The organism is Streptomyces sp. NPDC059009, from assembly GCF_042740175.1.
Classification (GTDB): Bacteria; Actinomycetota; Actinomycetes; order Streptomycetales; family Streptomycetaceae; genus Streptomyces.
Genome location: NZ_JBHYJB010000067.1, coordinates 1 through 14,539, shown reverse-complemented (window position 1 = coordinate 14,539; position 14,539 = coordinate 1). Strand labels below are relative to the sequence as shown.

Annotated in this window: 16 protein-coding genes; 15 read left to right on the top strand and 1 reads right to left on the bottom strand. The window is 66.6% G+C overall.

Translation table 11 applies throughout. From position 1 onward, the window contains the following. Nucleotides 1-1,106 precede the first annotated feature (1,106 nt). The 5 genes from ACFWYM_RS42220 to ACFWYM_RS42200 all read left to right on the top strand — a co-directional run bounded on the left by ACFWYM_RS42220 (nt 1,107) and on the right by ACFWYM_RS42200 (nt 5,120). Complete coding sequence (locus tag ACFWYM_RS42220) at nt 1,107-1,547, top strand: hypothetical protein (RefSeq protein WP_384850208.1); 441 nt, start codon at nt 1,107-1,109, stop codon at nt 1,545-1,547. A gap of 116 nt (nt 1,548-1,663) precedes the next feature. Beyond that, complete coding sequence (locus ACFWYM_RS42215; RefSeq protein WP_384850205.1) at nt 1,664-2,443, top strand: ATP-binding cassette domain-containing protein; 780 nt, start codon at nt 1,664-1,666, stop codon at nt 2,441-2,443. 3 nt (nt 2,444-2,446) lie between these two features. Then, nucleotides 2,447-3,700 (top strand): hypothetical protein, encoded by a 1,254-nt coding sequence (locus tag ACFWYM_RS42210; protein WP_384850202.1) that lies wholly within the window; start codon nt 2,447-2,449, stop codon nt 3,698-3,700. Continuing rightward, nucleotides 3,697-4,269: a hypothetical protein gene (locus ACFWYM_RS42205; protein WP_384850199.1), complete on the top strand. Its 573-nt coding sequence runs from the start codon at nt 3,697-3,699 to the stop codon at nt 4,267-4,269. The genes ACFWYM_RS42210 and ACFWYM_RS42205 overlap by 4 nt, the downstream gene beginning before the upstream one ends. A 479-nt stretch (nt 4,270-4,748) precedes the next feature. Next, on the top strand, nt 4,749-5,120 hold the full coding sequence (locus ACFWYM_RS42200) for a hypothetical protein (RefSeq protein ID WP_384850196.1): 372 nt from the start codon (nt 4,749-4,751) through the stop codon (nt 5,118-5,120). A gap of 212 nt (nt 5,121-5,332) precedes the next feature. Here the strand turns inward: ACFWYM_RS42200 and ACFWYM_RS42195 are convergent, their stop codons facing one another. Then, complete coding sequence (locus ACFWYM_RS42195) at nt 5,333-5,599, bottom strand: transposase (protein WP_384850252.1); 267 nt, start codon at nt 5,597-5,599, stop codon at nt 5,333-5,335. Between the two features lie 275 nt (nt 5,600-5,874). Between ACFWYM_RS42195 and ACFWYM_RS42190 the strand changes: the two genes are divergently transcribed. From ACFWYM_RS42190 to ACFWYM_RS42145, 10 genes are all read left to right on the top strand, one after another. Continuing rightward, nucleotides 5,875-6,213 carry a hypothetical protein gene (locus ACFWYM_RS42190; RefSeq protein WP_384850193.1) on the top strand — a complete coding sequence of 113 codons (339 nt, stop codon included), beginning with the start codon at nt 5,875-5,877 and terminating at the stop codon, nt 6,211-6,213. Between the two features lie 7 nt (nt 6,214-6,220). Continuing rightward, nucleotides 6,221-6,988: a transposase gene (locus tag ACFWYM_RS42185; protein WP_384850190.1), complete on the top strand. Its 768-nt coding sequence runs from the start codon at nt 6,221-6,223 to the stop codon at nt 6,986-6,988. Between the two features lie 494 nt (nt 6,989-7,482). Further along, entirely contained in the window at nt 7,483-8,004 is a 522-nt protein-coding gene (locus ACFWYM_RS42180) for a hypothetical protein (RefSeq protein WP_384850187.1), read from the top strand. Beyond that, nucleotides 8,001-8,909 carry a hypothetical protein gene (locus tag ACFWYM_RS42175; protein ID WP_384850184.1) on the top strand — a complete coding sequence of 303 codons (909 nt, stop codon included), beginning with the start codon at nt 8,001-8,003 and terminating at the stop codon, nt 8,907-8,909. The genes ACFWYM_RS42180 and ACFWYM_RS42175 overlap by 4 nt, the downstream gene beginning before the upstream one ends. 300 nt (nt 8,910-9,209) lie before the next feature. Beyond that, nucleotides 9,210-9,569 carry a DDE-type integrase/transposase/recombinase gene (locus ACFWYM_RS42170; protein ID WP_384850249.1) on the top strand — a complete coding sequence of 120 codons (360 nt, stop codon included), beginning with the start codon at nt 9,210-9,212 and terminating at the stop codon, nt 9,567-9,569. Nucleotides 9,570-9,942: 373 nt separating this feature from the next. Then, nucleotides 9,943-12,204 carry a glycoside hydrolase domain-containing protein gene (locus ACFWYM_RS42165; protein WP_384850181.1) on the top strand — a complete coding sequence of 754 codons (2,262 nt, stop codon included), beginning with the start codon at nt 9,943-9,945 and terminating at the stop codon, nt 12,202-12,204. Continuing rightward, a complete protein-coding gene (locus ACFWYM_RS42160) occupies nt 12,201-12,566 on the top strand; it encodes a hypothetical protein (RefSeq protein ID WP_384850178.1) in 366 nt (121 codons plus the stop codon). The genes ACFWYM_RS42165 and ACFWYM_RS42160 overlap by 4 nt, the downstream gene beginning before the upstream one ends. A gap of 60 nt (nt 12,567-12,626) precedes the next feature. Continuing rightward, nucleotides 12,627-13,355, top strand: coding sequence for a hypothetical protein (locus ACFWYM_RS42155; RefSeq protein ID WP_384850175.1), 729 nt, complete (start codon nt 12,627-12,629; stop codon nt 13,353-13,355). 238 nt (nt 13,356-13,593) lie between these two features. Further along, nucleotides 13,594-13,809, top strand: a complete 216-nt coding sequence (locus tag ACFWYM_RS42150) for a hypothetical protein (RefSeq protein ID WP_384850172.1) — start codon at nt 13,594-13,596, stop codon at nt 13,807-13,809. A 12-nt stretch (nt 13,810-13,821) separates the two neighbouring features. Further along, nucleotides 13,822-14,427 (top strand): peptidase inhibitor family I36 protein, encoded by a 606-nt coding sequence (locus ACFWYM_RS42145; protein WP_384850170.1) that lies wholly within the window; start codon nt 13,822-13,824, stop codon nt 14,425-14,427. Nucleotides 14,428-14,539: the final 112 nt, after the last annotated feature.

Below are 14,539 nucleotides of genomic sequence, written 5' to 3'. Positions count from 1 at the left end.
TGGCGGCGCTCCCTGCATGCCGCCTCCGGACTCTGGCTGCTCACCCAGTGGCGGCGCCTGTGGCCCCTGCTCGTCGACGGAGTCCCGGAATCGGGCTGGCCCGACGAGCTGTACCCGCTGGGGAGGGCGGCCTGCAGCGACGCCGAGGCGATCGTGGTGCACGCCGAACGGCCGGTGCCGCTCGACCTCGCCGCCCGCCGCACCGTCGACGTGGTGAACGCCGTCTCGGCCACTGCGCTGAATCCTTGGCGTGGCCGACGGCGGCCTCCACGGCTGATGACCCCGAACACGGCTGTCAACGGCGGCGAACATACGCGCACAGCGCCCAATGCTTTAAGTAGCGCGGCCAGCGGCGTCGAGGCCGCCACTCGTCTGCTCAGCGCGTCCCACGGCGCGTTACGTTCGCCGAGATCTGGTGACAGAATCCAGCGCATTGCTGGGGGTCAAGGGGTCGCAGGTTCAAATCCTGTCGTCCCGACAGAGATGTCGGTGAAAACCGCAGGCCGGAGGCCGTCCGTGAGGGCGGCCTCTTTTTGTTGCTCTGGGAGCGGTGGGAGGGAGCGGGCTCCCTCCCAGTCCCCTTCTGCGGCGGCCCGTACGACCGCGAAGCCGGCCGCTATCTCGGCAACACCGTCGTGTACGCGACGATGATCACGCCCTGTGCGTGGCCCAGAGGCCACGCATAGGTGCATTAACCCTCCTCCTGACTCCAAGCCCGTACGGCCAGTGATCAGAACGAGGTTGTTCATGGGCGGAAGACTCCGCTTCCGCCTCGTGCGTGACGTACCACAACGATCAAGAAGCGTCTCGGCCTCATGGACTCCGCGAGTTCACCCTGAGCAAAGCCAGCTCGCAACATCCGACGTCCCTCGTCTGCCTCATTGGGCCCGGCTTCCCCGCAGGTCAGGGGGCGGGACGTCCCACCGTGTCCCTGGAACGGCGCGTGTGGTGGCGAGGCCGAGGGTGAGGGATGCAGCGTCGTGTCCGTACCGCGCCGCACGGACATTTCTGCGGCTCTTTGCTGCGGGGGGAACGCGTACGCAAGGTGTGTCCCCGCCGCCCTACGCACGGTGCGGAGCACTCCGCGCCCGGGAGAGGAACGATCTATGGTCGCGGTCAAGCGCGTCCTCAAGAAGACGACGATGGCGGCTGCCGTCGGAGCCACGCTGCTGGCGATGGCCAGTCCGGCACTCGCGGAAGGGAAGTTTGCCAGTAGCTTCACCGGTTGGGCGGGTGGCAAGGAGTCGCGCAGCTGGAAGGACAGTCAGGCGGACGGAGCGGCCAGCCAGGTTCGGCTGGCCAAGTGCAGCTGGAACGGGCCGGGCGGGGCCAAGGAGGCCGCACCCGTCCTCGCCCTCTGGCATGAGGTCGGTGGACTTCCAGATGACAAGGTCGGGGGCAACAAGGGCTTCTACGGCTGCGGAAAAGGTGACGTGACGAACTCGTGGGGCAAGCCGGGCTGGTCGGGCAACTACCACTTCACGCTGCAGACCCAGGGCGCGGACTGGTACCGGTACTCGGCCGGTTGGGTCGGGGTCTGGTACTGAGCCCGACCTCACTCCACCAATGACGGTGTGACCGCGCTCCGCGGATCATCGCGGAGCGCGGCCCGCTGTATCTGATTCACCGCATTCACCCTCCCCCTCTGCTTAATGAGAGTCCTATGCCCCTCACATTCCAGCAGTGCGCCTTCTCCTACCGAAAGCACCAGGTCTTCTCCGGACTGGACTTGGAATTCCCGTCGGGGTCCACGGTCCTGCTGGGGCCCAACGGAGCGGGGAAATCGACCCTTCTCGGGCTCGGTGCGTCCGCGCTGACCCCGGCATCCGGCTCAGTGCGCCACCGGAACCTCGATCCGGCCCGCCGCGCGGACCGCGCCGCCTACCGTGCGGCCGTGGGCTGGATGCCTCAACACATCACCCCTGTAACGGGATTGACCGTGCGAGAGCAGGTCAGTTACGCGGGCTGGCTCAAGGGCCTGTCCCGTCGGGAGGCGTGGGACCGCGCCGCTGTCGCTCTCGCCGACGTCGGACTGCATGAGCAGGCGCCGCGCCGTGCGACGGAGCTGTCCGGCGGTCAGCTGCGCCGAGTCGGTCTGGCCGAGGCGCTCGTGCACGACGCCGAGGTGATCCTCATGGATGAGCCGACCGCGGGCCTCGACCCACAGCAGCGGGAGACGTTCCGGCGCATCGTCGGCCGTATCGCCGAGCACACTCATGTGATCGTGTCGACGCATCAGACCGAAGACCTCACCCAGCTGTACGCCATGGTGGTGGTTCTGGAGTCGGGCACGGTGCGGTTTGCGGGACCGACCGGCGACTTCCTGCGTCTGGGCGGGGACGACGTCCAGGGGGCGGAGGACGGGCCCACGGAGAGCGAGGACGAGTCGGCCGAGAGCAAGGTCGGGCGGGCCTACGCCCAGCTCGTCACGACGGAGGTCTGACCCATGCCGGTGCGTTTCTGGCTGCGCTCTCAAGCGGCCCTGTACGCCGTCCCGTTGATGCTCGCCCTCGCGTACTACTTCTTGCGCTCCTCTCTCGTCGACCTCGGCGACAACTGGTTCAGGGCCACGGCCATCGCCGGCGGAGTGGTCGTGGTCACAGCTCCGGTGGGCGGTGCACTGGCGGCCTGGGAAGCCGACCGGCTGCGCCGCGGCAGGGTGTACTCCAGGCCCGGGGCTCGATCCATGGCCGTCGTAGTCGGCTGGTCGCTGTGGCCGACTGTCCTTGCCTGCTTGGTACTTCAGGGGGCCGCGCTGGCGCTGGTGTGGCCTGCCATGGCAGATGTACCGGGACTACCCGAACCGCGCCTGGCCCTGGTCACGTTCGCGGTCACCCTGGGCTTCGTCGCTGTGGGCTTCGCTGTGGGGCGCCGGATACGTCCCGTACTGTCCGTGCCCCTGTTGCTCGTCGGCGGCTGGATCGCGCTCGCCTACCCCGCGGCCATGGAGCCGTTCTGGATACGGCACTTGACCGGCAACCTCCGTACCTGCTGTTCCACGAATCAAGTCCCCGACGCGCGCGCACTGATCGCTCCGTCACTTGTTGCGCTGGGAGCGATGGCCGCCTCCGGTCTGGTGGCGTTGCGCCGCAGGCCCGGAAAGCTGCTGGTGGGTGCGGCGCTGATGACGGTGGCTGCCGTGCTGGCCTCCGCGATCGGGCTCGTCCACGGCATGGGCTGGCAAGCAGCGAAACCCCGAACGGAAGGGCTTCGCTGTGCCCCGGAGCGGGGAGTCGAGATCTGCCTGTGGCCTGAGGACGAGGCACGCCGCGAATGGGCGGCCGACCGGCTCGTGACGGCCGCGCACCGTTTGCACGCGGCCGGGCTGCCGTTGCCGCACCGCATCACCGAGGGACCCGCGAACGGCAACGAGTCGTGGAACGCGATCGCCGCCCACAACGGCACGCCCGTCGATGTGTCGACCAGTATCGTGTCGGGCCTGCTCCCGGCACCACCGCCCTGTGCGCGGACTCAGGACTATCCAGGGGGCGCCGCAACTCCCGTCATAGGCGCCTGGCTGGGACTGCACGCCGGTCTGCCGGAATCGGTGCTGGTTCAGAAGTCGGGCCAGGAGGGGCTCCACAGAGCTCGTCAAGTACTCAAGCTGTCCAAGTCCCGCCAGTTGGCGTGGTTCCAGCAGAACAAGGCGGCCATGCGACAGTGCGGCCGCGCGCCCGTGACACCGGGAGCGATGTCGTGAATCTTTGGATACGGGTGCGCCACATAGGCCCGCTGGCCGCGATCACCACGGTTGCACTGGCCGCTGCTGTCGCGGTGGGACGCACGGCGATACCCCTGCCGAGCTCGACGGACGGGCTGCTTCAGGGCATTCCTTTGGCATACGTGCTACCGCTGGCCCCGGTGAGCGTCCTCATGCTGGGTCTCACCCATGGGCCCCGCGCTCACGAGGACACAGCAGTCAGGCCCCTCGTCGGTTACGACACCGCCCTGATCGCCGTACTGTGTGCGGTAACCCTGGCGATCGGTGGGGGCACGGCGCTGCTGGGCATCCAGCCGCTCGGTCCGGCCGTCGCCCGCAACATAGTTGGGTACGCCGGCATGGCGCTGATCGGCCTTCGAACGCTCGGCCCACACGCGAGCATGGCCGTTCCCTCAGCGCTCCTTCTTGCGAGCGCCTTGGTCGGCGCGCCGGGAACGTGGTGGGCCTGGCCGCTCGGCGGACCAGCTGTTCCGGAAACCTGGGTACTTGCGCTGACCATGCTCGCGATCGGCCTCACGGCCTTCGTCACGAGTCCCACTCGCCGATGAGTTCTCTCGAGCGTGCTCACCTAAGCGATCTTGGTGATTCGCGGTGTGGCTTGGGTGGGCGGCCTGGTGGGAGGGGTTGCCATGCACCCGCCCAACGGACCGGCCCTGGTCTCACTCGGCTCCACGGCCGACCCTGCCCTCCACTACGCCTTCGGCGACGGCACCGACGTTGCGGGTTGGACGGCACTGCCGAGGCTCAAAGACGCGGCAGGTACGTCGAGTTGACGACTCCGGCTTGACGGCTTCAGTGGGAGTGCCCGTGCTTGTGCCCCTGCTCGTGCCCGTGGTCATGACTGCTCATGCGGTACGCCTTCCCCCCGGGGGGGGGTGTGCTGTGAAGGCAAAGTGAATCCCATCGGGGACATCCTGGGCAAAGGCTGCATCGGTGACCGTGGTCATCATCATGTGTTGGCTGGCGTTGTTAAGGTGCCGGTCACCAGATCGCCAGATCACCACTGCTATATGACGGGGATTCACGCATGAACTTGCGCAAAATGGCGGGCGTCGGCATAGCCGGAGCCGCGCTGCTCGGCGCCACTCTGACCGGTGTCGCCGCCGTTCCGGCCGTCGCGGCGCCCGCCCAGGGCGACGCCGTTCAGGTCAAGCACGACGGGTGCCCCGACAGCTGGGGCTGGAAGTTCACGATGAAGGAGACCGTGAAGATCCGCAAACACCCCAAGCGCTCCGCCACCGCGCTCGGCCAGGCCCCCAAGGGGTCGCACCCTTGTTACGTCTCCAACCAGGGCGGCGGGAAGTACAAGGCATGCGGCAAGAAGGACGACGCTTGGGCCGAGATGCGCTACCGCGGCATGCATGGCTGGGTGATGCAGACCTGCACCCGCGGCGTCTGAGCCGCACCAGCAATCGCACGACCGCACGCGCCACGAGCGGGTCTCCCCGCTCGTGGCGTTTCGCGTCCGGGGGTCCGACATCGCGTGAGGGAGCGTCGCCTCACGCGCGAGTTGAGGGGGGGGCGGATCCCTCGACGACCGTGTTGGTGGGGGAGTCCGAGCGGCCTTGAGTATGTGAGTTGTGGGTGGGGTCATCGTGGCTGCTCACCGTGTCAGGGCCGTGTCGATGGCTGTGAGCAGTTCGTGGGGGGGGCTGGTGTAGGCGCAGACGGGCATGTCCTGGTACTTGACCGAGCTCCACACGCATCAATGCGGTTCAACTCCGGAGATCTGGGAGGGAGATAGAACAGATGGACCTCGATGGCCGAGCGTTCTTCACGGCGCCCCTTGAAGGCATCGCCACGGTGGATGGAGGCGTTGTCCAGCAGCACGAGCCGGGGAACGAACCCGGATCTCCCCGGCCTCGGTAACAGCCACATTGGTGATCTGGAACGCAAGAGTGCACCTCTTTCATCGTGAGGAACGCGACCGGAAGGAAGCCCGCCTAGGCCAAAACGGCATCAGGAACAGCCAGAGCCAGGCAATGAACACCCCGCCGCTGCCAGGCATGACGGGATGAAGATGAATTCCCCGTAGCGGCACTGGCCCCCGGTCGCCACTAAGGGTTGTCCCGCAAAGGCTGGATGGGGCCCATGCCGGGCGCTGAGCCGGATACTCGCGAGACTCCGACACGGGGCTGTGGCAGCCTGCGGGCATGCCAGAGCTGCGTGTTCATGCAGGCCGTCACTACGCCATCCAGTTCCACTACGCCTTGCCGGACGACGCATGGTGTGTGGAGCTGAGCGAGGCCGTCCCGGCACCGACCGCGTGGGCTGAGACTCCGAACGCCGCAGCGCATGTGCCTGGTGCTGCCTTCCTGGTGGCGGTGGTACCTGACGAGGATCCGGGCCTGGAGCCGACTGTCCACGTCCACAGCCACGACGAGCACGTCATCCCCTTCGAGATCATGCGCTGGTTCATGGAGCACGTGGCCGAGCAGGTTGAACGCTGCCGCATCGCGTTCGAACAGGGAGAACCTGACGCAATGGAATGATCACGCAGTGACTGGTGTGATCACGGCGTCGGAGCCGTCCTGGATAGCCCCGTTCACTGGGCTGAGCCCGCGCTGCTTCAGCAAGTTGGTGACCGCGATGCGCCGCGAGACCGCAGCTGATGGTCACCGGGGGCGGCCGTGGAGCTTGCCGCTTCAGGACCGCATCCTGCTGGTCGCGGCTTACTGGCGCACGAACTTGACGATGGGCCAGGTCGCCCCACTATTCGGTGTCTCGAAGTTCGCAGCGGACCGGATTATCGACCATCTGGGTCCGCTACTTGCGCTTCAGCCGCGCAAGCGGTTCCGCAAGGGCACCGTGCTCATCGTGGACGGCACCCTGGTGCCCACCCGCGACCACACGGTGGCCGAGCAGTCGAAGAACTACCGCTACTCAACGGCCCATCAAGTGGTCATCGACGCCGACACCCGCCTGATCGTGGTGGTCGGCCGGCCCCTGCCGGGCAGCCGGCACGACTCCCGCGGCTGGGAGGAATCCGGCGCCAAGGCAGCCGTCGGCAACACCATGACCATCGCCGACGGCGGCTACCAAGGCACCGGCCTCGTCATCCCGCACCGCCGCCGCAAGGGCGAAGACCTCCCAGTCTGGAAAGAGGAAAACAATCGCTCCCACAAACAAGTTCGCGCCCGCGTCGAGCACACCTTCGCCCGCATGAAGGGCTGGAAGATCCTGCGCGACTGTCGCCTGAAAGGTGACGGCGTCCACCACGCCATGCTCGGGATCGCCCGCCTGCACAACCTCACACTCGCCGGATAGCTCACAAGCAAGACGGCGACAGCCACGCCTCTCACGACCTCAAGATCGTTACGGGACAACCCTTAGATACGTAACAGACCGTCAATTGCCTATCGATGCAAAGTCGCGATAGGTGTCGGTTCGGCGCGAAATCGCCCTATGGTGAACTGTGCGCATGGTGCGTAACTCCCGTGCTCTAGCTAGGGAGTTGTTGTGCAGATCCTCTGGCGGAAGTGGAGGGGTGGGCGTGCTGTCCCGGCCGCAAGTTGACCTGAAGTCACCCGGTCGTGGTGCTCGACGGCAGCGCGTGACGTTCCGGTGCCGAACCGTGTCGCAGGGACAGTCAGTTGCGGCACTCCCGCCCGTATGGGAACGAGGGTCTGGTGCGGGCGGAAGGCCGGGGCCCGCTGGGGAGCTGTGCGCACGGCGGGGCGAACTCCATCATCCACACGACAGCACCCACCCGACCAAGATCGCGTTACCTCGTCCTGTCCGGCGAGTACGCCCTCCACACCTTGATCGTCGCGGGTGCCGAACATGTGTCGACCTGTCTGCTCCGGATGCCCGACGACAAGCTCTCCCAGGGGACGCTGGTCCTGTTCATCGAGCGGCCGACGGTCGGCCCGCAGGACCAGGACCGGATGGGCTCGGCCAGGCGCACGGCTGAGCAGTGGCACGTGCGGTACCCCGAGGCGGAGACTGCGGTGATCATGCTGCCGTACGGTCCCTCCGCCCTCTGCATACGCGACCAGGACGTGGTGCTGCCCGGGGCACTCGCCGGTCTGGACGAATCCGTCACTACGACGATCCGGTTCGTGGAGATCTGCGTGCCGCTGAAGACCGGCCCCGGATCGGCTCTCTTCCTCTTCATGACCGAGGGTATTGAGCGCTGGGACGAGTACCTCAAGATTCTCGCCCTCGTCCTGAAGTCGATCTCGACGGACGAGGCGGGGACACAGGACGTGGACGGAGCGCAAGTGCAGGCGGGGGACGAAACGGTTGGAGAGGCGATGGAAGCAGCGGTGCACCCGGCATGAGCGGTGACACGGAGTTCGGGAGTCGGCAGCCGCCCGGGCGATCGCGCTACCGCATCCTGTTGGCGTTCGCCATCGGCGCGTACGTCCTTGCGGCGATCGTGGGGCTGTACGTGCTGGGCGACGACTTCGGCCTGGGCCTGCTTGTGCCTCTGTGGATCGTTCACGGGGTATTGCTCGCCGTGCTGATCCACAAGCTCGGCGTCTCCGGCGAATCGAGCGTGTACGCAGTGCTGTTCATCGTCGCTGTCTCCGTGCTGGCTGTCGGCGTCACCGTCATGGCCCGTGACGACATCACCCTGCAGCAGCGGGGCGAGAAGGTCACCGCCACCGTCGCGAAGGAACGGCTCGACCCGGCGCAGGGGCGCAAGGCCCGGCATTCCCACTACACGCTGGAGCGGCGTGACGGCACGCGGGTCAGGGGCCCGGAGCTGGAAACGGTCGACGACGAGTACGACGTCGGACAGACCCTGACGGTTCTTGAGGACCCCGAGGGTGAGCTCGCTCCGCAGACGCCCGGCGAGGCCAGCGCAACGGGCGAATTGCTCGGCGCGGGGGCTTTGGTGCTCGTGGCGCTCGGCTCCGTCGCGTGGATGACCTGGCGGGGCTCGGAAGCGGGGAAACGCCGGGAGGCCGAGCCGTCCAACTGGCTGCGCAAGGCGTACAAGGCTGCCCGTCGCAACCACGCCACGCAGGAGGAACAGAAGCGGCAACTCCGCGAGGCCCTGCGCACGTTGCCGACTGACCGGCGCGGCTACATCAAGGTCTTTCCGGAGTCGTACCCCGATGTGTCACAGCGTCGGGCCGCCCGGATCGCCTGGGAGATGGGACTGCGCGCGGAGGCGGCCGGCAACCGGAGCTCATGGCGGTTCGGGGAGACAGTGGTCGAAGAACTCCCGCACGACTGAGCGGGTGCAACACCGGGGCAGAAGTGCGACTTGACTCTGGGGGCTGGGCCGCATGCCCGCGAGGGAGTAGCGCTGGGCAATGGTGATATCGAAGCGCCCGGGGTTCGGGATCTGGTCAACAAGGCTGGCGGCGTGGACGGCTGACAAGCGGGTGTGGATCACGATCCCGAGCCATCGGCGACGCCGGTGGCGGACCCTGTTCAAGCGGGACTTCACTGCGTCCGTGCCGAACCTGAAGTACTTGGGTGGTGTGGCCTATCTCCCCGTCGGAGACGGTGAGTTCCGCTATCTCGCAAGGTCATCGACTGCTTCTCCCGCCGGGTGGTGGGCTGGTCGGTCGCCTCTCACACGCGCACGAACCTGGTCGCTGACGCGCTGAAGATGGCCCTTGCCACCCGCGGGCAGCCTCAACGGCGCCATCTTCCACAGCGGCCACGGAGCGCGATACCAGCTCGTCAAGTCGCCTATCTCTGCGCCGAGGTGGGCGCTACTCAGGACATGGGTGCCGTCGGCGTGAGCGCGGACAACGCCGCCTGCGAGAGCTTCCACGCATCCCTGAAACGGGAGACCCTCAAGGGCGCCCGCTGTGGCAAACGCGCACCTCAGCCCCGCGCCTACGAGACGTCACGCAACATGGCACTCGCGGCACAACCGCGTTGATCGCTGTCCACCCTTCAGGGGGAAGGCGCGTGTTCGGGAACGGCTTGATCACCCGTCACGCATTCTGACGCCCTGCAGTTCCCGGCGTTGCTCACTTGCAGCGGTTCACGCGCGACCGACGCTGACGTTGTCGCACATCATGCCCTTTGCGGTCGACATGCCTGACTTTGCAGATCATTTACTGATGTGTCTATGGTGACGTCGTCATCCGGCGGCCTTCACCAGGCGCCGGAGTCTGATCTGTGTCGTCAGACGCCCGGGGGGGCTTTAGGGGGGAAGTGCGTAGCCATGCGGAATTGCAGGCCGCCAATGAATCTCACAGCCATCTCGGCCTAGTCAGCCACAGTTACACCCCGCTCAAGGAGACCTTTGCATGGCCGACGAGATGGTGCGCAGAGCGCAGCAGTTCATCAACAAGACGTATAGCAACGGCAGTTCTCTCGGCATCAAGAAGCTCGACGAGAACGGGCGGACCAGCTGGACCGTCATGTACGCCCTGACGCGTGCCCTGCAGTACGAGATCGGCGTGAAGGCGATGTCCAACAACTTTGGGCCCGGCACGCTCAGCGCGCTGGAGCAGAAGTTCCCGAAGCTGAACGGCGGCACCGTGCCGTCGGCGAACTTCGCCCGCATCATTCAGGCCGCCCTGTACTGCAAGGGCTACGACGGCGGGAACATCGACGGGAAGTACAACTCCCGTGTGGAGGCGTCGATTTCCAAGCTGAAGTCGAATATGGGAGTGGCCTCGGCCTTCCCCGGGAGCGACCTGACGCCGAAGGTGTTCAAGGGTCTGCTCAACATGGACGCCTACGTCACCGTGAACGGCGGAAGCGACCGGATCGGGGACATCCAGCGGTGGCTCAACGGCCGTTATGTGAAGCGCAAGGACTTCTTCATCGTCCCCTGCGACGGCCACCACTCCCGCGATGTCGCCAAGTCGCTGATCTTTGCCATTCAGTACGAGAGCGGCATGGCCGACGGCACGGCGAACGGGTTCTTCGGGCCCGGCACGCAGGCCAGTCTGAAGAAGAACGTGCTGTCCGTCGGCGCGACGGGCACGTGGGCCCGGCTCTTCACCGCCGCCCTGACGCTCAACAAGCGTTCCGTTCCGTTCGGGGACTTCACGGCGTCCGTGAAGAAGGAGACCGAGTCCTTCCAGTCGTTCGCGAAGCTGCCCGTCACCGGGCGCGGTGACTTCCAGACCTGGGCCTCGCTCATCGTCTCCACCGGTGACCCGAACCGGAAGGGCGCCGCCTGTGACGGCGTCACGAAGATCACCCCGGCGCGGGCGAAGACGCTGAAGGACGCCGGATACAAGTACATCGGCCGGTACTTGACCAACCCGAGCACAACGAGCCTGCCCGAGAAGGAGATTCAGCCGGGCGAGCTGAAGACGATCGCGGAGCACGGGCTCAGGGTTTTCCCGATCTACCAGACGTTCGGCCGCGGCGTCGATTCGTTCAGCCATGGGCAGGGCGTCGCCGACGGCAGGGCCGCCGTGAATGCCGCGGAGAAGCACGGGTTCAAGCGGGGCACGCGCATCTACTTCGCCGTCGACTACGACGCGGTCGACGGCGAGGTCACCTCACACATCATCCCGCACTTCCAGGGCATCAACGACGGTATCGACGGCTCGGGCACCGACTACAAGGTCGGCATCTACGGCCCGCGCAATGTGTGCTCGCGCGTCTCCGAACGCGGCCTCGCAGACGCCAGTTTCGTCTCCGACATGTCCACCGGCTTCTCCGGGAACCTCGGCTACCCGCTGCCGAAGAACTGGGCCTTCGACCAGATCAAGACCATCAGTCTCGGCTCCGGTGACGGCAAGATCGAGATCGACAACAACATCGCCCAGGGCCGCGACACCGGTCAGGGTTCCTTCAACGCGCCGCCGGCCAGCGACAAGAACCTCGACGTCCCGTTCGAGAAGATGTTCTGGGACGAGATCGTCAAGGACGTCCGGGAGTACATGCAGTCCGTCGACGTCGACGAGTCCAACTGGTACACGAAGTACTCCACCACGGAATGCATCCAGTTCATCATGACCTGGGACCACCACTTCACGGAGCTGGCGCGGCGCCTGAAGATGCGCAAGGCGCTGATTCAGCTCCCGGTGTTCTGGGAGATGCGGCACTACAACGTCAGCAATGTCCTCAAGATTGACGACCGGTACTCGGACGCCGCCGTGTACCAGTACCACACCGGCAAGCTGCCCTCTTGGTGGCCGGATGCCATCAAGGACTCGATGCGCGACTCGTCCACGGGCCTCGCGCAGATCTTCGGCTCCACCGCGATCAAGGCGCGCAACCACGGGGTCGACCTGGGGCTGCTCTCCGCCTCCCAGCGGCGCGACGCCGCCAAGGACAGCGAGTTGTTCGAGATCTGGACGAAGCTGCGTACGAACAACCAGTTCACGATGGCGACTGTGCCGTTCGTGCACATGTACCACGCCAACCTCATCAAGCTGCCCCGCCCCGGTCTGAACATGTCCGAGGCGGACACCGAGAAGGTCCTCATCCGCTACCAGGGGACGTTGGACAACCCGGACGCGCAGCGCGAGGGGAAGAAGCGGATGGGCCTGTACCGGGTCTTCGAGAAGTACCACGCCCCGATGCGGGAGCACTTCGGAAAATGATGCGACTTAGCGGCGGACGCCGTCCGTCGGCGCACGTCTGGGCCCTTGCCGCCAATGCCCTGATCGGCATTCCCGCGATGGTCCCGCTGCACAGCGCCCTGTGGCTCCTCAACCGGCGGTGGTCCGAGGGGAATTCCCTCGCGGAGGCGTCGAGCACGATCATCGAGGTGTGCTCCGGCGACTGCCAGGCGACAGACCTCGCCTGGCTCGCCCTCGCGGTCACCGGCGCCCTGGTCCTGCTCCTGGTCCTCGTCGTCGACCTCATCGTCCCGCTGCAGCGGGACAGGCCGCTCGGGCCGTGGGTCAAGGCCACGCTCCTGATCCCGGTCCCGTACCTCATCGCCCTGCCCTTCCTCCTGTGACACCAGTCGCCAGTCACCAGACAGCAGTCACCGGACAACAGAGAACAGAGAACTATCTTCGTGAGCACTGACATATTGCGTCGCACACTGCTGCAGCGCAGTGCCGTCGTCGGCGGTGCCGCCGTGGCGTCGGCCGCCGGCCCCCTGCTCCTCGCCTCGCCCGCCCACGCGGCGGCTCCGGCCACGCCGCCCGCACCACCCCGCGGCTCCGAAAACCCCGACAAGAACCGGATCCTGACGGGCCGTAACTCCACGAACGGATGGGAGATGGAGAAGGTCGCCGACGGCGGCGGCTCCATCTGGACGCGCCCGGTCCCCGGCGCCGGATTCGGCATCACCGCCCGCATCGGCGACGTGGATACCGTGCTCGTCCACGTCGTCAGGCGCTTCCACTACGAGATCGACGAGCTCCGCCCTGGCGACGTCGTCGGCTGGCTGGCCCCGAACAAGGTGCCCGCCACGCTGCCGGAGAGCAACCAGGCATCAGGCACGGCGGTGGCCATCCGCCCCGGCTCCTTCCCACCCAAGGTCAAAGACGGCTTCTTCGCGGCCGAGCAGGCGGTCGTCCGCGACATCCTCGCTGACTGCGAGGGCACCGTTCGCTGGGGCGGCGACGATGAGCTGCCGTACGAGGCCCTCTTCTGCATCGACGTACAGCCCGGCGACCCCCGCCTCGCCCGCGTGGCGGAGAAGCTCCGCGACGCGAACGCGACGCCGGGCCAGGGCGCGGGCGCCCTCGTCGACCCGGCCCTGCCGGAGCGGCGCCGCCTGGCGGCCGCCTACCACTGAGAACCATCCGATGAAGCGAACCATCCTCCCCGTGGCCCTCATCTGTTCCGCAGCCGTCCTGTTGTCCGGGTGCGGAACAGACAGCAAGCCCCGCCCGACCGACGCATCGGCCACTGCCAAGAGCACCGCGGACCCGACTGCGATGAGCTCGGCGCGACCAACCGCCACCACCACCGCCCCACCGGACGAAGTCCGCCAACTGGCCGACCGTTACCGGCAATCAGGGGGCCCGGCTGACGTGTACGGCCTTCAGCACGAGACCACCTCGCAAGGCGCGCAGCTGCTGATCGTGTGGAGCCGCTCCCCGGACAACGACCCCGCCTCCTTCAACGAGCTGAGGGAGTCGCTCACCGACTTCCTGCGCAAGGACGGAGTCCCTCTGGACCGTAGCTACCTGCTCGACGTCTACGGACCCGACGGCGCCCTGAAACACCGCTTCGACAGCACCCCGTAAGAAAGGCACACCGTGCGCACCCGACGCATACTCGTCACCCTGGCCGCAGCAGCGACCACATTCACCATGGCGGCCCCGACCGCCTCCGCTGCCGACACCACCCCGGAAGAGCCCGTCACCCCGGTCATCGCCGAATACAACGGCAAGCAGATCAACCTCGCCGAGGACTGGGAGGGCGCCCAGATCTGCACCGAACTGGCCGGCGGCAACGTCCGCTGCTACGACGATGAAGCAGCAGCCCAAGAAGATGTCGCCCCGGCGCCTGCGGCGCTCAAGAGAGCGAACCCCGACAAGGGCCTGCCCGGCAAGTGCGCCCCCGACTACTGGTGCTTGTTCGAGCATGCGAACTACAAGGGACGCAAGCTCCAGTTCCACGACACCGGAACGAGGAAGCTCGCCAACTGGGGATTCCGCGACAAGACGAGCTCCATCTACCGGTTCGCCTGGCGCTATGGCATGAAGGGCGCGACGATGATCGACTACCGCTCGGGTGTCCTGCACGACCGCACCAGGAGGCTCGGTTCCACGAGCGAGGCGGCCTACCCGAACCTCAAGAACCTCGCCTACCCGGGCGGCGGCAACTGGAACGACAAGGTGGACGCCTTCAAGATCGACTAAGGGCGGCAGGGACAGGTGCCCCTAGGTTCTGTCCGGCGGATCATGTGACTGTCGGCTTGCCGTCTCGTTGTTCTCGACGTGGGGCGAGGTGATCTGACGAACGCGGAGTGGG